The sequence below is a fragment of the Bdellovibrio sp. HCB-162 genome (assembly GCF_047344985.1).
In the GTDB taxonomy this organism is placed as follows: Bacteria; Bdellovibrionota; Bdellovibrionia; order Bdellovibrionales; family Bdellovibrionaceae; genus Bdellovibrio.
The window spans coordinates 1,387,660-1,407,035 of the sequence record NZ_CP178861.1 but is presented as its reverse complement, the minus strand read 5'-3'; the positions used below and the strand labels follow the sequence as shown (position 1 = coordinate 1,407,035).

Annotated in this window: 17 protein-coding genes; 4 read left to right on the top strand and 13 right to left on the bottom strand. The window is 45.2% G+C overall.

Annotated elements, in window-relative coordinates; genetic code table 11:
- Positions 1-6: 6 nt before the first annotated feature.
- The 10 genes from ACLSSO_RS06875 to ACLSSO_RS06830 all read right to left on the bottom strand — a co-directional run bounded on the left by ACLSSO_RS06875 (position 7) and on the right by ACLSSO_RS06830 (position 11,210).
- Positions 7-828, bottom strand: a complete 822-nt coding sequence (locus ACLSSO_RS06875; protein ID WP_413944465.1) for a PstS family phosphate ABC transporter substrate-binding protein — start codon at positions 826-828, stop codon at positions 7-9.
- 197 nt (positions 829-1,025) lie between these two features.
- On the bottom strand, positions 1,026-1,454 hold the full coding sequence (locus ACLSSO_RS06870; RefSeq protein ID WP_295904376.1) for a ferritin-like domain-containing protein: 429 nt from the start codon (positions 1,452-1,454) through the stop codon (positions 1,026-1,028).
- Positions 1,455-1,526: 72 nt separating this feature from the next.
- Entirely contained in the window at positions 1,527-2,282 is a 756-nt protein-coding gene (locus tag ACLSSO_RS06865) for a type 1 glutamine amidotransferase domain-containing protein (RefSeq protein WP_413944464.1), read from the bottom strand.
- Positions 2,283-2,363: 81 nt separating this feature from the next.
- Positions 2,364-3,770, bottom strand: a complete 1,407-nt coding sequence (locus ACLSSO_RS06860; protein ID WP_295904380.1) for a sigma-54-dependent transcriptional regulator — start codon at positions 3,768-3,770, stop codon at positions 2,364-2,366.
- 39 nt (positions 3,771-3,809) lie between these two features.
- Positions 3,810-5,387, bottom strand: coding sequence for a two-component system sensor histidine kinase NtrB (locus ACLSSO_RS06855; RefSeq protein WP_413944462.1), 1,578 nt, complete (start codon positions 5,385-5,387; stop codon positions 3,810-3,812).
- Positions 5,388-6,605: a type II secretion system F family protein gene (locus ACLSSO_RS06850; protein WP_295905130.1), complete on the bottom strand. Its 1,218-nt coding sequence runs from the start codon at positions 6,603-6,605 to the stop codon at positions 5,388-5,390.
- Position 6,606: 1 nt separating this feature from the next.
- Positions 6,607-7,650 (bottom strand): twitching motility protein PilT, encoded by a 1,044-nt coding sequence (locus tag ACLSSO_RS06845; RefSeq protein WP_295905132.1) that lies wholly within the window; start codon positions 7,648-7,650, stop codon positions 6,607-6,609.
- Positions 7,650-9,353 (bottom strand): type IV-A pilus assembly ATPase PilB, encoded by a 1,704-nt coding sequence (gene pilB / locus ACLSSO_RS06840; protein ID WP_413944461.1) that lies wholly within the window; start codon positions 9,351-9,353, stop codon positions 7,650-7,652. The genes ACLSSO_RS06845 and pilB overlap by 1 nt, the downstream gene beginning before the upstream one ends.
- A gap of 104 nt (positions 9,354-9,457) precedes the next feature.
- Positions 9,458-10,285: a hypothetical protein gene (locus tag ACLSSO_RS06835; protein ID WP_413944460.1), complete on the bottom strand. Its 828-nt coding sequence runs from the start codon at positions 10,283-10,285 to the stop codon at positions 9,458-9,460.
- Positions 10,263-11,210, bottom strand: coding sequence for a bifunctional riboflavin kinase/FAD synthetase (locus ACLSSO_RS06830; protein ID WP_413944811.1), 948 nt, complete (start codon positions 11,208-11,210; stop codon positions 10,263-10,265). Before ACLSSO_RS06830 ends, ACLSSO_RS06835 begins: the two co-directional genes overlap by 23 nt.
- A 72-nt stretch (positions 11,211-11,282) precedes the next feature.
- On the opposite strand from ACLSSO_RS06830, the gene ACLSSO_RS06825 reads away from it, so the two are divergent.
- From ACLSSO_RS06825 to ACLSSO_RS06815, 3 genes are read left to right on the top strand one after another with little or no spacing between them, the layout of a single operon-like run.
- Positions 11,283-13,163, top strand: coding sequence for a CHASE2 and HATPase_c domain-containing protein (locus tag ACLSSO_RS06825; RefSeq protein WP_295905137.1), 1,881 nt, complete (start codon positions 11,283-11,285; stop codon positions 13,161-13,163).
- Positions 13,160-14,572 carry a sigma-54-dependent transcriptional regulator gene (locus tag ACLSSO_RS06820; RefSeq protein WP_413944459.1) on the top strand — a complete coding sequence of 471 codons (1,413 nt, stop codon included), beginning with the start codon at positions 13,160-13,162 and terminating at the stop codon, positions 14,570-14,572. The genes ACLSSO_RS06825 and ACLSSO_RS06820 overlap by 4 nt, the downstream gene beginning before the upstream one ends.
- Before the next feature lie 24 nt (positions 14,573-14,596).
- A complete protein-coding gene (locus tag ACLSSO_RS06815; protein ID WP_413944458.1) occupies positions 14,597-15,289 on the top strand; it encodes an RluA family pseudouridine synthase in 693 nt (230 codons plus the stop codon).
- Position 15,290: 1 nt separating this feature from the next.
- On the opposite strand, the gene ACLSSO_RS06810 is transcribed toward ACLSSO_RS06815, so the two are convergent.
- Positions 15,291-16,382 (bottom strand): glycosyltransferase family 9 protein, encoded by a 1,092-nt coding sequence (locus ACLSSO_RS06810; protein WP_295904968.1) that lies wholly within the window; start codon positions 16,380-16,382, stop codon positions 15,291-15,293.
- A complete protein-coding gene (locus ACLSSO_RS06805; protein WP_413944457.1) occupies positions 16,285-17,484 on the bottom strand; it encodes a glycosyltransferase family 9 protein in 1,200 nt (399 codons plus the stop codon). Before ACLSSO_RS06805 ends, ACLSSO_RS06810 begins: the two co-directional genes overlap by 98 nt.
- An 85-nt stretch (positions 17,485-17,569) precedes the next feature.
- On the opposite strand from ACLSSO_RS06805, the gene ACLSSO_RS06800 reads away from it, so the two are divergent.
- Positions 17,570-18,703, top strand: a complete 1,134-nt coding sequence (locus ACLSSO_RS06800) for a cyclic nucleotide-binding domain-containing protein (RefSeq protein ID WP_295904972.1) — start codon at positions 17,570-17,572, stop codon at positions 18,701-18,703.
- Positions 18,704-18,705: 2 nt separating this feature from the next.
- Here ACLSSO_RS06800 and ACLSSO_RS06795 read toward each other — a convergent pair whose 3' ends face one another.
- Positions 18,706-19,323 carry a LuxR C-terminal-related transcriptional regulator gene (locus tag ACLSSO_RS06795; RefSeq protein WP_295904974.1) on the bottom strand — a complete coding sequence of 206 codons (618 nt, stop codon included), beginning with the start codon at positions 19,321-19,323 and terminating at the stop codon, positions 18,706-18,708.
- Positions 19,324-19,376: the final 53 nt, after the last annotated feature.

Here is a 19,376-nt window from a genome sequence, read left to right as displayed (position 1 = left end):
ACCTTATTAATCAAGAGTGACGAAATCGTGGTCTTGAACGATAGGATCAAGGAACGAACGATCCAAAAGTTGCTCAAGAAGTTGCGCTTCCGCTTTGTTTGGAGTGCGTGCACCAGAAGCTTCATAAACAAACAATTTACGAGAAAGTGGGTAAGTCGCATTACGGATTGTTCCCGCTGTCGGAGTTACGTAAGCAGTTCCTGTAGAAGAAATCGCCAATTCACGGTTGTGTTCGTTCTTACCGCTCAAACCTGCGTAACCGATAGCATCCGCATCCGTTGCTGTTTTTTCAGCGATATCAGCCGTTTCGTGAACGATTGTAACGCAAGCGCCGAATTTTTTAACGCCAACCAATGTTTTGAAAGTGTCTGTTGTTCCAGACAAGTCATCACGGCGGAAAGCATTGATCGCACCTGATTTACCAGAACCTGGGACTTGCGCCCAAGAAGTGATTTCACAAGAGAAAATACGAGCCAAAGTGTTCAAATCCAAACCTGGAGTGCCGTTTGTACCGTTAACAAAAACAGAAACGCCATCCAAAGCGATCACGTGTTCAACAGGAGTGACACCTGCCGCTTGTGCTTGAGCAATAGCTTCGGGTTTCATTGGACGAGACATCGGAGCGATACCGATTTCGCCATTCACCAAAGCTTTTTCACCAACGCTTGAACCACCACCAACATAACCGATGGATTGATCAAGACCAGCCGCGATAATAGCGTCTGTCATCACTCCACCAAGAGTGTCAGAGCCAGAGAACAAATGTTTAGATTGAGCGAATGATGCTGAAGAAATCAGCAAAGCCACCGCTAAAACGGAATATTTCATGGAACTCTCCTTTTTTTCTGAGCCATTTCAGATGGCGCGAAATTTAGAAGATTCCAGAGCGAACATCACGTTGTGATTCCGCTAAGCTTATGTCAGGACCATGTTGGGAAATTGTTAAGACCGTCCGCGTAGGACACAAAAAAAGCGGATGTTTTGAGCATCCGCTTTTGAAATACACTATTGTAGATATTTTGATCTTAGTTTGTGTCGAGCATCTTAACGACTTCTTCGATGTGCTCTGTTTCCAAACGGATCATTCCACGGATCATTTCTTCCAAAGCCACATCGTCTTCACAATGTTTCAACACTTCTTTGTATTTGCTCAAAGCAGCTTCTTCGAAATCCAAGCTTTCTTTAAGGATGTCCAAAACTTTGTGCGTTTTTGTTTCAGGCACAGGTTTTACCTTCAAAGAGGGATGTCCACCCAATGCAGTGATCTTTTCACCGATCAAAGATGCATGTTGGTAACCTTCGTTGGCTTGTTCGTGAAACCACTTCACGATAGGAATACGATTAGGGCCTTTGATCATCAAAGCATAGTGCAGATAACGAACTACACCTGAAATTTCCATTTCGATGATTTCATTAAGAAGAGAAACAACCTTTTTATTTTCTTTTGTCGACATTGAGCCTCCAGACAGATCTAAGCAAAACATCTGCTGACGAAGCTCTCAAGCTGAAAATACCCGGAACTCGCCTTAGGTCAGAAGCTTCTGTAAATACTTCGTCGCAAAGAGATGCGCATCGCCGGGCCATCGTGCAGAAAGATAATTGCGATCCTCCACAACGAAACCTCGGTTTAACTTCTCTGCACTATCACGGAGCAAGGCCATAGACCCCGTCTGAAAATCCGCCGGCGTACGAAGACTTGCCGTCACTTCATCTTCCACCGTTTGCGGATATGTACGGTAATAATCTTTAAGCCACAAACAAGTCAGCGACCACGCTAACAGCTCCTGGGATTTCAAAAGAGCTGTCGTGACTCTTCCCCAGAGAACACTGTGACCATTGCTACCAACACTGCGAGATGCCAGCACAACGCCGTGGCAGATGGCGCCCACAAGTTTGTTCATTTCAAAAAAGTTCACGATCACTGATTGCAGCGTTTTAGACTCCAAATACTCTTTCATCCCCGGAGCGTGACCTCCGGGCAGAAGAACACCATCGTAATCTTCCGCCTTAATATCTTTCCAAGAAATAGGATTTACGAATTCAGCACTCGCGATCATGCTACGGTAAGCAGCCTGACCATTTTTATCGGCCACTAGAACTTTCGCCAAAGGCCCTAAACCTTTTCCGGAAATCATGCGCGGATCGCAAGAAGCGGCTTTTCCATCAGGAGTCGCAAACACCACCTGCACGCCCGCTTTAGTGAGAATGCGCCAAGGCACCGCGGATTCGGTGGGGTCAAAGTCAGTGCCGGGAAGAGGGATTAAGACTTTTTTTACGCTCATGCTGTTAGGATAGCGAAACTTCGCAAAAAGAAAAGGGAGCTAACGCTCCCTTTCACAAGAATTAATGTTTCTCTTTAAGAATTATTCGTCATCAAGTTCATCATCGCCCACAACACCTAAGTTGTATTTTTCGATGCGATAACGCATAGATCGGAAGGAAATATGAAGAAGCTTGGCAGCTCTCTTCTTAACCCCACCGGCAGCGTGAATGGCTTTGATGAGCAATTCTTTTTCGATTTGCCCCATCACCTTATCAAGATCAACACCATCATCACCGATCTCGATTTCGTTTGAAGAAGCCATCTTGCGGCCTGAAGACGTATTCACCATTGGAGGCAAAGATTCAGGCAAGATTGTCGCGCCACCTTCAAGGGCCACGGTGCGCTCGATTAAGTTTTCAAGCTCACGCACGTTACCTGGATAGTCGTACTTCTTTAAGATTTCCATCGCCTCTGTGCTGATCGCGCCGATGTTTTTCCCCAAGCGCTCGTTGTACTTCTTAAGGAAGTGTCCCGCAAGCAAAGGAATATCATCACGACGATCACGAAGACCCGGAGTTTTAATATTGATAACATTCAAACGATAGAACAAATCTTGGCGGAAGCCGCCTTTTTGCACCATCTCTTCAAGATTTCTGTTTGTTGCAGCGATGATACGAACATCGACTTTCATGTCATCCGTTGCACCGACTCTGCGAATCACACGCTCTTGAATCGCACGAAGTAATTTTACTTGGATCGTCAGCGGCAACTCACCGACCTCATCGAGGAACAAGGTTCCGCCGTCAGCCACTTCAAAAAGACCCGCTTTATCAGCCACGGCACCCGTGAAGGAGCCTTTTTTGTGACCGAACATTTCTGATTCCATCAAGTTCTCAGGAATGGCACCGCAGTTCACTGTCACAAACGGACGGTCTTTCAACGGACCGTTGTAGTGAATCGCTTTTGCTACAACCTCTTTACCTGTTCCCGACTCCCCCGTGATCAAAACGTTTGTTGGAGTTTGGGAAACTCTTTTCACCATGTCATAGATGGCGTGCATTGCAGGAGAATTTCCCACCATGTTTTGGAAAGAGTATTCCTTAACGAGTTCTTTTTTAAGAGATCTATTTTCAACTTCAAGATTGCGAGAGCGAAGAGCGTTTTGAATGTTCAAACGAACTTCGTCGATCTTAAACGGTTTTGTCAAATAGTCATAAGCACCCATTTTCATCGCCTCAACAGCCGTTTCGGTTGTACCGAAAGCGGTGATCAGCATGAACACTGTGTCTGGGTAAGATTCTTTTACGTGTTTTAAAAGTTCAATCCCTGTCACATGAGGCATTTGCAAATCGGAAATGATCATGTCGAAAGTTTTTTTAGTAAGAAGGTCTTTCGCCTTTTGGCCGTCCTCAGCCAAAGTGACTTCATACCCTTCTTTCTTGAGCATGATCTCTAAAAACTCGCGAATTGATTCTTCGTCATCGACAACAAGAATTCTCGACTTCATTTATACGCTCCCACGTCCTGTGTATTAAACACTATTCTCTCAGTTTGCTCTTGGAAAAGTCAAAATAAACTCAGTCCCTACGCCCACTTCGCTCTCGACAAAGACTTGTGCTCCATGCCCTTCCAAAATCTTATGAGTCACAGCTAGACCAAGGCCCGTGCCTTTAGGTTTCGTCGTGTGGAAAGGTTCAAACATTTTCTTCTTCGTTGCTTCACTCATCCCGGAACCTGCGTCGCGAATACGCACTTGCACTTCTTTTTCAGTCACAAGAGCTTTCACCGCGAGGACCGGTTTCTGAGAATCGTTCATGGCCTGGTACGAGTTGATAATGATATTTAAAAAAGCTTGTTTCAATTTATCGCGACGACCGAGGATCTTTAGGCCCTCGGCATACTCGCGCACCTGCTCGACATCCTCGCGCACTTGTTTATTCAGGCGCATGGAATCCAGAATTTCGTTAAACAACGAAGACAAATCCACGGGATCTGTCGGCGGAGTTTCCGGACGAGCATAATCCAAAAATTCCGTGATCAAATTATTCAATCGGTCAATTTCGCGAAGAACGATCTTCATCAGTTTTCTATCGTCTTCATTAGTCACCGTTTGCGTCAGCATTTCAATGCTGCCGCTGATTCCCGCCAAGGGATTGCGAATTTCATGGGCAATGCCGGCGGCAAGCCCACCGACTGCCGCTAATTTTTCATTCTGGCGCGCACTGAATTCCAACTGGCGAATTTTTGTCAGATCATCAAAAAGAGCAATCGACAAGTGTGCTTGCAATTCAGGACTGTAGATCTTTGAAACCGTCATTCCTAAAATTTTTGAACTGCTGTCTCTATGATCCGTGTATTTCACGTCGCCTTTAAAAAGGCCTTCGGACTTCTGGATTTCAGGAAAAAGCGCAAACCAATTAAGCTTGGTAAAATCAGAGAATCCTAAAATCTCAACGGCGGAAGAATTGGCTTTCACAACTTCGCCGGCTTCCGTGAAGGACACCATTCCCGTTGGAATATTTTCGATAAGAACTTCATTGAGTTCCTGAGCGGAGCGAAGACTCAAACCTGTTTTCTTAAGTTCGCTGCCAACACTTTGCAACTGTTCACTTAAGTAACCCGCAAGACCCGCCACGGAGAAGAACGCGATGTTATTAAGCGCCAACAAGAAAAAGAAATTAAGAGCCTTCATCTCGGGCGAGAACAACGCCGCCACCGAAAAGAAAATACTTGTAAAAAGAGCCAGCGTCACAGCGCCTACACCACGGCAAGCGATTCCGGCCAAGAGAATATTCACCAGGTGCAAAAACAAGAAAAGAGACTGATTGATCCCCGAGTAATAAATCAAAAGGGAAATAAACAGAGAATCAAAAACAAAGCCTAGGAAAAATAAAACAGGACGCTTTAAAAGTTCACTCCAAAAAGAAAACCAGATCAGATGTAAAGCAAAGGCGACCGTCAGGATTCCATAAAAAGGCCCCAAAATAGACCAATTGATAAATCCCTCTTGAACAATACTGGAAATCACACTGATTGCGAGGATCAATGCAAAAAGACTGATGCGTGCAAACTCCACCATCAGTCCTTGATTTTTATTGTTCTGAAACGCCAGACTCAGACGCATCTACTGAACCACATCCGCCATATTGAAGATCGGAAGATACATGGCGATCACAAGAACGGCGATGATACCACCGAGAACCACCATCAAAAGAGGTTCTAAGAGTGATGTCATGGCTTTCACCGCAGTTTCAACTTCGTCTTCGTAAAAGTCGGCGATTTTTCCAAGCATCACATCGAGCGTACCTGACTGCTCACCGATGGAAATCATTTGCACGACCATCTCTGGGAATGCTTTTTCCTTACCCAAAGGAGCGGCAAAGGTACGACCCTGAGTTACAGAATCTTTACATCTTAAAAGAGACTGTTCGATCACGATATTGCCTGCGGTTTTTGCAGAAATCTCAATGGCTTCGATCAAGCCCACGCCGGAACCTAAAAGTGTTGAAAGAGTTCTCGTCAAACGCGCAATCGCGGACTTCTGAATCACTTCGCCAAACACAGGTGCCTTCATTAAGAAACGATCGAAAGTATTTTTACCGTCGTCTGTCTTAATCCACTGCATGAAAGCAAAAGGCCCCACCACAAGAACAACGAGATAAATATACCATCTGTGAATCATGGAGTTACTTAAGTTCACCACCATTTGCGTGAGCATCGGTGGTTCCTTACCAGAAGATGCGAAGAACTCCATGAATTTAGGAATGATGAAAACCAGGATACCTGCAATAACGATCATCGCAACCACGATGATGACCATCGGATACACCAAGGCACCTTTGACTTGCGCTTTGAGTTTCTCTGATTTCTCCATGTAGCTTGCAAGACGTTGCAAGATACCATCAAGGATACCGGCTTCCTCACCGGCTTGAATCATATTCACATACAGTTTATCAAAAACATTTGGAACCTGCGCCATGGAGTCCGCCAAACGACGTCCTCCTTCAATCGAAGTTTTTACCTGTGCAGAGGCCTCTTTAAGCAGTCCTGGACGAAGACCTTCGGAAAGAATTTTTAAAGAATCTACAACGGGAATACCGGCATTGATCAATGTTGCAAACTGACGAGTGAAAATTTGCAAATCTTTACCCTTCACACGAGCGGCAAAGATGCTGGCATTTTTCCCGGCAGAAGCACGAGCAGCTCCGAATTGCACAACACGTACGGGAAGCAGTTGTTGCGCTCTAAGACGAATGATGGCCTCTTGTTGGGAAGCGGCTTCGATTTCTCCTTGAACCATTTGGCCCCCGGAGTTTTTGGCTTGGTATTGGAATTTAGCCATCTTAGATACCTACCTTCTTAAGAAGTTGATCAAGGTTGTCTGGATCTCTAGAAACTTCAAACGCCGTTTTCAGATCCACACGGCGACGAATCAAATGTTGTAATAAAGACTGATTCAAAGTCAGAATGCCGGAATTCTCTGGCGAGCTCGCCATCAGATTCTCTAGGCCTTTCACATCTTCTTCTTCAATCATGTTTCTCACTTGAGGTTTCATTAACAAAACTTCATGAGCAAAAACTTTTTCGCCGGATAAACCCGCAACCGCATATTGTCCGGAAGCCATGCTTAAAACTTCCGCCAAACGAGGCGCTCCGTGTTCACCGTATTTTTCACCCAACACAGACAAACAACGGCGAAGAGCATTCGTGATGGAGGGAGCTTTCATTGAATAAACGACGAAAGTTCCTCTTTCTGCCAAAGCCAACGCCTCTTCGAAAGACTCTTCGTCAGAGTATCCGTCAAAAACCACCATATCCACACCCGCCAGAAGACTTTCTTTTTCTTCCGGACGAGCGAAATCACCATTGTGATACAGATAACAAGCTTTTGCTTCACGCACTTGCGGGAAAGCTTTGCGCGAAAACACAACACCCACAAAAGATTTTTCTTCGCTGAGCTTTTGTAAAATTCTGTGCAACGCCCACACTTGCCCCGCTTCGCCGGGACCTGAGAGTAAAACCAACCCCTTCATACGAAGGCAGGTTTCCAAAAGCGACGGAGGAAGTTGAATCTCCTGGCGTCCGCCATCCAGATCCATATCCAAAATCGCTTTCATCGTGGTGTCTTGCTGGAAAAAAGAAAATCCAATACGGACACTTTCAAAGGACGCTTCCCCTTGCACAACACCTGTTGTTTCAAGCACTGCTTTTTGCTGATTGCTCAGCAAACTTTGCTGCAAAAGATTCCACTCTGTCACCAGAGCCGGAGACGTTCTTAAACTCGTCCATCCCGAAGGCAGACGCACGCGGGGTTCACTTCCCACAACAAATAAAAATTCTTCCGCTTTTTTCGCTTTTGCCTGCAAAAGAAGTTCCGTCAAACTCATTATGTGTCCTTCACTGATGCATTGAGTACTTCTTCAATCGTCGTCAAACCACGTTTCAATTTCAACAAAGCACTACGGCGCAAAGTTCTCATTCCTTGTTCGCGCGCGAGATAACGAAGCTGGCCTGTGGAAGCTCCCTTGAGGATCGCCTCTTTCATTTTCTCCGTCATGTGCATAAGTTCAAAAATCGCCGTACGACCTTTGATTCCTGTATTATTGCAGTTCGCACATCCTTTTCCGTGGAAAAGTTTGTACTCGTGGATATCATTTTGCGCGACACCCAAATTAATCAACGTCTGCGCCGGCACTTCAATCGGTGCCTTACAAGATTCACACACTTTACCGACAAGACGTTGCGCGACGATCAAGTTCACTGTTGAAGTGATAATGTACGGAGCGACCCCCATTTCTGTCAGGCGAATCACCGTGCTTGGCGCGTCGTTCGTGTGCAGAGTACTCACAACCAAGTGACCTGTTGAGGCCGCTTTAAAGGCGATTTCTGCCGTTTCCAAGTCACGAATCTCCCCCACCAGAACGATGTCAGGGTCTTGACGAAGGAAAGACTTCAAAGCACTCGCGAAAGTCAGATCAATATCAGGATTCATTTGCACCTGGTTGATCCCTTCCAAGTTGAACTCGACAGGATCTTCCGCCGTGGAGATATTCACGTCTGGCTGATTCAAATCCGCCAATGCAGAATAAATTGTATTCGTTTTACCGGAACCCGTCGGTCCCGTGATCAAAACCATTCCTTGCGGAAGGTTGATTTGCGATTTGAAAAGTTTCAAGTCGTCTTCTTCAAATCCGAGCTTCGTCATGTCCAACTGCAAGTTTGATTTATCCAAAAGACGAAGAACGACTTTTTCGCCCCAAAGAGTTGGCAGAACGCTCACGCGGAAATCCATCTCTTTTCCCTTGGAGGTACGTACTTTCAAACGACCATCCTGAGGACGACGTTTTTCAGCGATATCTAGTTTAGACATGATCTTAATACGTGAAGCAATCGCGGCCCCGGTTCCCGCCGGAGGAGCTGTCGCTTCCACCAAGTTACCGTCGATACGGAAACGCACGCGGTATTTTTTCTCATAAGGTTCAAAGTGAATATCGGAAACTTTTTTGCGAATTGCATCTCCTAAAATGGAGTTCACGAATTTCACAATCGGCGCATCGTCGGTCATGCCATCTTGGTCAATGATTTCCGCCGTAGGACTGTTGACACTGAACTCTTCATCCAGCGCATCCGCATTCATACTATTCAGGTTTTTCGTGCTGATGCTTCCGCCGTAGTATTTTTCAATACCGGAAGCAATCGCACTCTCCGTTCCGACAACGGCCTGAATGCGGCAACGAGTGATGAAACGCAAATCTTCTTTGACTATAATATTAGAGGGATCGGCAAACGCGACCACCAATGTGGTTCCCGCTTTTTGCAGAGGGATCAGCGTGTTTTTTTCGCAGACATCTTTAGGAATCAACGCAATCACACTTTGATCGATTTCAAACGTGTTGACCTCAACACCCGGAACCGCAAAATGTTTTTCAAGCGCGCGAAGAATTTGGTTTTCCTTAAGAAATCCAAGTTGGATAATTGCAGACGTCAGCTTTTGACCTGTCTTTTTTTGTTCTTCAACAGCCAAAGCAAACTGGTCAGGTTTTAGCAAACCTTGCTTAACTAATATTTCACCTATTTTGAGTGACGACATTAATGTCTCCCTAGACTCACTTTACTCTAGGGTGCCATTTTTTGTAACTAGGCCTAAGAATAGTTTTCTTTCGCTCGACAGAAGATAATTTTCCCGACCAAAATCTAAGCGGAATTTTGTTTTAAAAACTCTTTCCAACTTTCGGTGATCTCTTCGTGTGAAAGTTCACTTCCCACTTCGAGACGATCCAACCACAGCTTCGTGTACACAGAAGCGACCAAGATCGGATGAAGAACACGCAAATCCGCCTTCACCGCTTCTTCCAAAAGAAGATTATGTTCCGGAAGAATATTTAAATCCAACGCATATCCCGCTGGACTCATAAAGTTGAAATAAGAAAGATCCGTCAAAAGGGATTTCTGAGAAGAAAGATCCACAGTATTGACGACAATTCCCGCACTCACCGCTTGCAGCGTAAGCTCTTCAGCAGGAAGAACATGGAAACGGATTCCTAATTGCGAGCGCGAAAGAATATCTTTCTGACGTTGCATCTTCCGCCCGGATCCCACCATGTAAATATCCGCGATGCCCATCTCCGCTAAAGCCGAAGAAGCCGTTCGGGCCTCTTCGTTATCACCGATCACAAAAGCAGGCGCACGAATGTCTAAGTCATTCGACGCCTCAACGAAAACCAAACGAAGAGCTTCATGCAATAAAAGACGTGGATACCAAGTTCCGTTTTCTGCAAAAAAAGAATCCGTGCATTCAAGAGTGCGCACCAAAGTTGGCAACACTTGCAATTGCGGGAGAATATTGGAAGACAAAGACGGCGCGACCTTCACAGCCATCGCCCCTTGCATGAGATCTCTTGAAAATTCAGGATGAACTTCAAATTCCCAGCCCCAGCCTTTTTTCTCAGACAGGAACTTTAAATACCTCACAAAGTGACCCATTCCTTCGGGACGGAACTCAACTATTTTGTGGGTGCTCACGGAAATACCTGCGTGTTTCAGAGATGTCGTTTTGGATTTGGGTTTTTAATTCATCAATGCCGGAGAATTTCTTTTCGTCGCGAATGAAATGTAACAAGTACACCTCCACTTCCAAACCGTAAAGATGCGCATCAAAATCAAACAGATGCGTTTCAATTTTAATGGGACCTTTGCCATTCTCTTGGAATGTGGGATTCACACCAATATTGGTGATTGACGGATGCATGTGTCCACCGAATTTTGTCAGCGTGCAATACACACCTTTGCGCGGAATGAACTCCACGTCAGGATGAATATTCGCCGTCGGAACACCAATTGTGCGACCGCGCTGAAAACCTTTTTCCACGTGCCCACGCATATAGTATGTGCGGCCCAAAAGTTCGTTCGCTTTTTCAACGTGTCCATTTTTAAGTTCTTCACGAATGCGAGTTGAGGAAACTACAGCGCCCTCGTACTGAAACGGCGGAATGATAATCAGACGAATGCCTTTTTCAGCGCAGTATTTTTCTAAGAACGGAATATTTCCCGCGCGATCAGCTCCGAACGAAAAATCATGTCCCACAACCAAAGTTTTTGGATGCAAACGAGAAACGATGTAACGATCCAAAAAATCTTGAGGCGAGACTTGCGAAAATTCTTTCGTGAATTCTTCGATGATCACGTATTCAATGCCTCTGGCTGCAAACTGTTCTTGCTGATCTTTCAGATCAAAAAGACGATACGTCGCTCTTTCAGGATGAAGAACTTTCACTGGATGTGGATGAAATGTATAAACCACCGACGGCACCCCGAAGTACTGAGCTTCGCGAGTCACGTTCTCGATAAGCTGCTGATGCCCTAAGTGAACGCCGTCAAAGTTCCCTATAGTGACAACAGAGGATTCCAGAGGAGAGCTGAGCTGATGAACGCCTTGATAAACATGCATATTTTTCAATATACCCTGTTCCAAGCTCGTCTGTAAGCCCTTTTAATAGTTGAATTTTTTAATAAATTTGCTATGTTGCAACGCGTGCAAAAAGTCTCTTTAGAACACCTCAAACTCCGTCTCGAAGTCCTGCTTCGTTTCTTCTCCCGTCGTCGAGGGTTCTGGCTCCGCTGTATTCTGTGTTGGGCGATTGGATGCCTGGCCCTTTCCAATGACGAGATCAATGCTTACGACCAAAGATTTCAACTGCGTGGAGACCAGAAAGCCTCCTCGCAAATCGTCCTGATCACCATTCGCCAATCTGACTTCGCCGCGATTTATGAATCTCGCACTAATTTCTTGGACAACATGTCGGAGGTGACAGATATCACCGATAGCTTTTTCTGGAATAAACAAATCTGGTCTGAACTTCTTTTGCGCATTCTCAGACAGAACCCTCGCTCTGTGGGTGTCACGTTGTACTTTGGCGACAACGTAGGCACTGTTCGTTTATCCCCTGAAGAACAAAAATTATTTTTAGATTCGCGCGTGGTTTGGGCTTCAACGACAAACAGCTTAGAGCGTGTATTAACGCCGGTGTTTTCAAATCGCGATCACACGAATCTTGGGAACAATGAAGTTCGTCGCGATGAAGACGGTGTCGTCCGCCGCGTTTTCCCGCAAAGATCTGAAATGCCTCATCTTGTCGAGATGGTCACGCACAAGAAGTTTCCGACTCAACAAGCGGGACTTCCTATCAATTATCGCGGATCGAGCCGTGTTTTCACACAGTACACTTTAAGCGAAATCATGTACGACGAAGTTCCAAGCAATGCGTTTGCCGACAAAATTGTTTTGATTGGCGCAGAGACTTCTTCTTCCCCGACTTACATGACTCCGGTGGGAACTTTATCGCGCACGGAAATTTTGGCACATGCAACCGATACGGTTTTAGGAAACAAGTGGATCAAGAGACTTCCTTTTTGGTGGTACGCCTCAGGATTTTTTGTCTTGATGCTGATTGCGGTTTTCTTAATCACAACTTATCCGCAATCTGTGGCTTTATTCTTTATCCTGTGGATGGGGACGTTGCTCGCAGCCTTGTCGGCGTGGGTGTTTGATAGTTTTTATTTCTGGTCACCGGCCTTTTCGCCGTTTGTGCTTTTGGGAGCTTCGTGGATTATCTTTATCGGCTATCAAGCGACAAAGATTGAAAAGAAAAACTTCCGCCTGCAACAAGAACAACAATACCTGCAAGAGCTTGAGCAGCTTAAAAACAATTTCGTCAGTCTTATTTCTCATGACTTAAAAACGCCGATTGCCAAGATTCAGGCGATTGTCGATCGCTTGATGACACAGCATCAGGACTCGGAACTCAACCAAGATCTTCGTTCTTTGCGTCTTTACGGTGACGAACTCAATCGCTACATTCAGTCCATCTTAAAAGTCCTTCGTGTTGAGTCCCGGGATTTTAAAATTAACACGGACGTGGGCGACATCAACGAAGTGATCGAAGAAGCTCTGCACTCACTTCGTCCTTTAGCGCGTGAAAAGAACATCGCGATTCATACTTCTTTAGAACCCATGTTTTCTTTGGAGTTTGATACGACGTTGATCAAAGAGGTCGTGATCAACCTCATTGAAAATGCCGTGAAGTACACTCCTGCCGGCGGCCGCATCGAGGTGATCTCGCATGAGTCTGATGATCTAGTACACGTGATCGTGAAAGACACCGGGGAAGGTATTAAGCCTGAAGACATGGAAAAGGTCTGGGGCAAGTTCACTCGCGGAAGTGATCAGGATTTAAGAACTAAAGGAACGGGATTAGGACTTTATCTCGTTAAATATTTTATCGAACTGCATGGCGGAAAAGTGAAAATGGAAAGTACCGTAGGACACGGAACCACAGTGTCTTTCACTTTACCGCTGGATACTGAATACGATACGGAAACTGAAACTGAGGTGCTTGCATGATGAACAAACTCCACACACTGATTGTAGATGATGAAGCTGAACTGCGCCGTTCAGTGATTTCTATTCTGAAATCAACAATGCCTGAAATTGATTTTACAATCGACGAAGCTTCCACAGGAAAAGAAGCTTTAGAGAAAGTAAAACAACAGCAATGGGATCTGGTCTTAATGGACGTCAAAATGCCAGAGATGAATGGTCTTGAAGCTTTGACAGCGATCAAGGAACACGACCCGCGTACTTTCGTGGTATTGATGACAGCGCACTCAAACTTACACGACGCCGTTCTTGCGATCAAAGAAGGCGCTTACGATTACGTCGAAAAACCGGTCAATCCTCAATTGCTGGCTGAAATTGTTCGTAAGAGCTTGGAAGCGCGTGATTTGGTGTCCAGCCTGGCACTTTCAAATCCGGTTTTTGATGACGACATCGAAAGTGAATTTGTCGGTGGCTCCTCCAAAATGAAAGAGGTCTTTAATCTGATCTATCGTCTTTGCAAAGTCGATACGACGGTTCTGGTTCGCGGTGAAAACGGAACAGGAAAAGAACTCGTAGCCCGCGCCATCCATTTTAACTCCCCTCGCAAATCTGGAAGCTTTGTCGCCATCAACTGCGGAGCGATTCCAGAAAACTTAATGGAAAGTGAACTTTTCGGACACGAAAAAGGGGCGTTCACAGGCGCTGTTGAAAGAAAAATCGGTAAGTTCCAAATGGCGAACAACGGAACCTTGTTCCTTGACGAAATCGGTGAGCTTCGTCCGGATATGCAGGTGAAACTTCTTCGTGTGCTTCAAGAAAGAAAGTTCACTCCTGTCGGCGGGACTCGTGAAGTGAAAACCACAACACGTATTATCGCAGCGACAAATCGCAACTTAGAAAAAATGATGGAAGAAGGAACTTTCCGCGAAGATTTATTCTATCGTCTGAATGTGATGCCGATCTTCTTGCCACCTCTTCGTGAACGCTATGACGATATCGAGCCTTTGATTCAAAACTTTATTAAGAAGTTTTCAAAGCAACATGGTCGTGTCATTAATGGCGTCACTCCAGACGCTTTGGATCTTCTGAAGTCTTATCGCTGGCCGGGAAATATTCGTGAACTTGAAAACGTGATTGAGCGCGCGTTCATTGTTGAAAACTCTCACTCGATCACAGCGGATTCTTTGCCTGAGTCTATCAAGCTTGCTCCAAAAGAGAACGGCGATAAAACCGCGAACGTTGGATACTCGGGTCCTTTGGATTTTGATGCATTTAAAGAAGAGATGGAAAAGGAATTTATTATCAGCGCTTTGAAAGCCAACAACGGACGTATCAATCAAACGGTGGCTCAGGCCAATATTCCTAAGAACACACTTCTGCGTAAAATCCGTAAGTACGGAATCAACGTGAAGGAATTCACTAGCGAGGAATAGTCCTCGCTTTGTTTTAAGGACTTCATGAAAAAGATCCCTAAAAAATATCAACCCAAAGGCTTTGAAATTCTCCATGAGGATTTAGATGTCATCGTAGGAAACAAAGCTCCTGGCATGCTCACCGTGGCTGCGAAGTGGGAAAGGGATTTCACCGTTCATGGAGTTTTGAATCAGTACATTCGTAAAGGCAATCCCCGTTCTACAAAATGCGTTTACGTGGTTCACCGTCTTGACCAAGCGACTTCCGGAGTTTTGATTTTTGCAAAGACTGAAGAAGTTCAGCAGTACTTAAAGAACAATTGGAAAGAAACGAAGAAAACCTACTATGCCATCGTTCATGGTCACATGGCGAAAAAATCAGGCACAATTCAAAGTTATCTGACGGAAGATGAAGATTACGTGGTTCACTCCAGCAAAACCTCCGATGACGGAAAATTGGCAATCACGGAATATGAAGTCTTAAAAGAGACTGATAAGTTCAGTCTGGTGAAAGTGAACTTAGTGACTGGCAAAAAGAATCAAATCCGTGTTCACTTTTCTGGTGAAGGACATCCTCTTGTTGGCGACAGCAAATACGGCAAACCTTCGACGAACTTTAAAGATTTAAGACTGCATTCTGCGGAACTTGAATTCACGCATCCACATTCTAAAAAGCGCATTAGCATTAAGGCTCGTGTGCCTGCATACTTCCGCACTCTGATCGATTACGAATACTAACTTACTTAAGAATAAATCCAGCGGTGCGAAGAACTTCTTCAGCAGAAATGCTCTTCATACACTCGTGAGTTTTAATAGGACACACTTTGTGGCCGTGCTTGCCACAAGGACGGCATTTAAGACCTTCCCTTTGCACGACGTAACTTTCAGCGGACCACGGACGATAACCAAATTCTAGAATTGTTGGACCAAATACAGCGATGAGCGGCGTTTCGCAAACAGCCGCTAAGTGTGTTGAAGCACTGTCGTTGCCAATCAATAAAGCCGCTCTTGCAATCAATTGAGCTGATTCGATGATCTTTGTTTTTCCAGCAAGAGACTGTGATCCTGGAATCTCGGAAGCGACTTTTTCAGCCAAAGCTTCTTCGCCAGGTCCGCCCATCACATAGATTTGAAAGCCTTTGGCTTGCAGAGCTTTACCTGTGCGAATAAATCCCTCTTCTGTCCATCGCTTTGTGGCCCATACGCTGCCAGGGAAAAGCAAGACGGCCCTCCCCTCTTCAAAGGCTTTAAGATCAAACTTTTGCTGAAGAGATCTGTAAATATCTTCTTGCTCTAAAACTTGATGACGAAGACTCATGGACGCCCACTTCGGTGGCGCTTGCAGTTTGCCTTGTGCATCCGGAGTATAGGGTTTGGCATCCGTCACGTATTGAGCAAGATCACTGGCCAAATTTGCATCTTCAGGCGCTAGAAGACTTAACTGTCTCATTGCATCCGGCAATTGCACATTGCGCTGAGTTCTTTTAGAGAAAACTAAAAAATTCCAAGCTTTTTGGAAACTGATTTTGTGTTTGGCTTTCACCTGCGCGCAGAAAAAAGCCGTGCGCAAAGATTGATGTGGAGAAATTAAATTATCAACTTCCACGTAACGAAGATGCTCCAGGATTTGAGCGTACGTTTCGGATTTGCCTTTTTCGATTTCAAAGACTTGATCGACCAGATGAGTTTTAAGAAAAAAATCACCCAGACCTTTGCGACAGACTAAAGCGAGCTTATGTTGAGGCCAAAGTTCCCGGCACTTCTTCAGAAGTGGAATGGAGAGCAGTAAGTCTCCCAGAAAGGCTGTTTGCACAACAAGATTCAAGGGCATGAACGATTTCCTCTAACGAGACTTGATCGTAACACATAATGTTTTTTTCACAAGTCCTCTTCCAGCAAGGACTGCACGGGCTTTTTGTGAGGATCTTAAATCCTCTGTCGTAAAGATCGATCTCGTGCGCACAAGTTGGACCAAACCAGGCGATCACTTGTTTTTGTTGAGAGATCGCCATGTGCATACCAAGACTGTCTCCGGTAATCACCACATCACATGCGGCAACACTGATGAGTCCGTCTCGCAATCCCGACTCTGTTTGTGATGAAATAACGGGCAAACCTTGCGCTATCAAGGCATTGCGGTCCGTGTCCTCAGGGCCTCCCAAAAGCACAACCTCCGCTTTCGGAAAATCTTTAAGAATTCTTTCAATCATCATGCGATGATAGTCCACCGTGAGTTTCTTATACGGAATCACCGGACTGCAACCCGTGTTTAGACCGATGATCAATTCTTTATTTCTTTCACTGAGCCATTGATAGTGACGTAAAGTCGCCTCACGAGTTTCGTTCTCTGTCAGAGGCAACCAATAATCGTCACGCTGATATTCGCCAAGTTCTAATGCTTCAATCATCAGCTGCGTTTCAGGCTTTTCATTCTCAAAAAACTTTTTCTGATTATTAAGACCCAGCTCCCAGAGCTCTTCTGCTGCCGGAGTGGCGGGCACGATCGCGCCATTGCGAGGACTTGCTGTAAAACCGAAAACTTGATCCACCGTTGTTCTTTTTAAAACTCCAACGGCTTTCAGAGATTTATCAATGACCAAGGCCACTTCAAATTCCAACGCTCCCAACTGAAGCAGATCCGCTTCAGCAGTCGTCAACACTCGGTCAATCGCGGGATGATTTTTTAGAAGATAATGAGCGGGAGCATCCGTCACCCATGTCACCATGGAGCGCGGGTATTTTCTTTTAATAGCTTTGAGCAAACTTGTACTCCGAACAACAGCCCCGAGAGCGCCCAGATGCACGATCAAAACAGACATCGTCGGCACATCCATGCTTGCGCAGGAAGAGTCACACTTTTCACCTTTGTTGCAAGGTTTGTAACCTGAGAAATGTCTGCAGTCGGTAATGGCCATAAGGCTATTGTATGACAAACCCTTACTTTTCCTGAGTCTAAGTTCCTCTTTCCCGACCTTGGTTCGGTAAGCTTAAGCCTGTTTTTTTCCGATAAGTTTTCGGATGAAGATCGAAAGCGAAAAGGTCCAGCTTCAAGGATTTCAAATGAGCCCCCAAGGTGACGGGGGAACTTTGACCATTTCGGAAACTCGAAAAAGTTTTCGTTTGAGCTCTCTTCAATATTCCTATCTGGATGTTCTTCGCAATTCTGGAAGCATTGAAGGCCTTGTGAAGTTTTTCCTGGGACAAGGATGGCTTGTCAGCTTTCGTGAACTCTACAGTCTTTTGCAGTTCCTGGTCGTCGAAGGACTTATCGCCAATCCTACTTTTCGCGAGTATTTCAACAAGGCCGAGGCGCAAGAGATCAAATATCAAAACTCCGCCTTTGATAAAAAAGTTCTGCATGGAACAAAAGTTCTTCCGCGTGACCTTCCCTTTTTTCGTTCTTTAGAACCGCAGCTTGCAAATTACCTTCTGCAAAAGGCCGAGCGCTTTCAAATTCCTGCGCAAATGCGTTTAACTCAATCAGGAATGCTGGATCGCGATTTGTATATTATCCTGCAAGGACAAGCCGCAATTTATCGAGTGCTCGATGCCAAACGTCGCCAGATGGTTTCTGTTCTAGGAAGCGGATCTATTTTTGGTGAGCGTGGATTTTTATTAAATCAACCGCGCTCTGCCGACGTAATTACGACTTTGCCTTCCGAAGTTTTACGCATTCAACATTTGCCGGAGTTTGACCAGTTAATTAAATCTGAAAAAGCGCAAAGCCTGCAGCACCGCTTTTGGGTTTTACAGGCTCTGCAATCCTCTCCGTTTTTTAAAGGTCTTCCGACCGACAGCTTAGACAGCTTGATTTTCACGGGGAAACTTTGCCAGGCTCCGGCCCATCAAATGCTTTTTCAAGAAGGTCAACCGGGCAACACCTGTTATATCCTGATTCAAGGAAACGTGGTCATCAGTCAGCGCGGAAGAAATATCAACGTGCTTGGGCAAGGCTCTGCCTTTGGCGAAATTTCGTTATTGATGAGTGGCGGACAAAGAACGGCCACGGTGACAACCCAACAAAACTCAGTCCTTTTAGAAATTCATCAAAATGATTTTTATCGCGTGCTTTCGCAAAATCTTCTTTTGGCGAAAGAGATCGAAACCCTCGCTGCCGAACGCCTAGCTAACGACGCCAAAAGAAATCGGTAGGATTAAATTAGCCCGTTCTTAGTCGCCCACACGCTGACTTCCACTGTACTGCTAAAACCCAGTTTCTCCATGATATTGGCTTTGTGGGTTTTGATCGTGTGATCTGTGCAGCCAAGAACATCGGCCACTTCTTTATTGGAGCGTCCGCTAGAAATAAGTCGAATCACTTCGATCTCTCTTGCTGTTAAAAGACTCTTGTAATTGGCTTCAATGATGTTCACAAAATTAGGGGAAAGATATCTTTTACCCGCACTGACCGTGTGCAAAGCCGCCTGCAAGTCGCTCAACTCCAACGCTTTACTCACAAGAGCGACAACACCGTTCTTCCAATAGAAATGCAAAATATGCGGGTCCGTCACTTGAGTGAAAACAAAAACTTTGGCGGGAGTAGTTCTTAGATATTCGAGAATCCGCAAACCATCAGAGGATTTCAAAGCATGATCCAAAAAAACCATGTCAGGCTTCAAAGCGGCAATTTGTGTAAGAGCAGAGGACTCGTTACCCGCCTCCCCTACGACATAAAACTTGTCAGAAAACTTTTCGATTTCAGCTCTCAGCGCGGCACGGGTGATTGCATGATCGTCTACAATAAAAATACCAACTCGATGTTCACTACTCATGATGAGAAATTCTCACGGTCAGAGGATTTTTAGTCAAAGAAAAACTACCTTCT

Coding starts and splice junctions, on each gene's coding strand:
- ACLSSO_RS06875 (WP_413944465.1), bottom strand. CDS start 828: ATGAAATATTCCGTTTTAGCGGTGGCTTTGCTGATTTCTTCAGCATCA.
- ACLSSO_RS06870 (WP_295904376.1), bottom strand. CDS start 1,454: ATGTCGACAAAAGAAAATAAAAAGGTTGTTTCTCTTCTTAATGAAATC.
- ACLSSO_RS06865 (WP_413944464.1), bottom strand. CDS start 2,282: ATGAGCGTAAAAAAAGTCTTAATCCCTCTTCCCGGCACTGACTTTGAC.
- ACLSSO_RS06860 (WP_295904380.1), bottom strand. CDS start 3,770: ATGAAGTCGAGAATTCTTGTTGTCGATGACGAAGAATCAATTCGCGAG.
- ACLSSO_RS06855 (WP_413944462.1), bottom strand. CDS start 5,387: ATGCGTCTGAGTCTGGCGTTTCAGAACAATAAAAATCAAGGACTGATG.
- ACLSSO_RS06850 (WP_295905130.1), bottom strand. CDS start 6,605: ATGGCTAAATTCCAATACCAAGCCAAAAACTCCGGGGGCCAAATGGTT.
- ACLSSO_RS06845 (WP_295905132.1), bottom strand. CDS start 7,650: ATGAGTTTGACGGAACTTCTTTTGCAGGCAAAAGCGAAAAAAGCGGAA.
- pilB (WP_413944461.1), bottom strand. CDS start 9,353: ATGTCGTCACTCAAAATAGGTGAAATATTAGTTAAGCAAGGTTTGCTA.
- ACLSSO_RS06830 (WP_413944811.1), bottom strand. CDS start 11,210: ATGCATGTTTATCAAGGCGTTCATCAGCTCAGCTCTCCTCTGGAATCC.
- ACLSSO_RS06825 (WP_295905137.1), top strand. CDS start 11,283: ATGTTGCAACGCGTGCAAAAAGTCTCTTTAGAACACCTCAAACTCCGT.
- ACLSSO_RS06820 (WP_413944459.1), top strand. CDS start 13,160: ATGATGAACAAACTCCACACACTGATTGTAGATGATGAAGCTGAACTG.
- ACLSSO_RS06815 (WP_413944458.1), top strand. CDS start 14,597: ATGAAAAAGATCCCTAAAAAATATCAACCCAAAGGCTTTGAAATTCTC.
- ACLSSO_RS06810 (WP_295904968.1), bottom strand. CDS start 16,382: ATGCCCTTGAATCTTGTTGTGCAAACAGCCTTTCTGGGAGACTTACTG.
- ACLSSO_RS06800 (WP_295904972.1), top strand. CDS start 17,570: ATGAAGATCGAAAGCGAAAAGGTCCAGCTTCAAGGATTTCAAATGAGC.
- ACLSSO_RS06795 (WP_295904974.1), bottom strand. CDS start 19,323: ATGAGTAGTGAACATCGAGTTGGTATTTTTATTGTAGACGATCATGCA.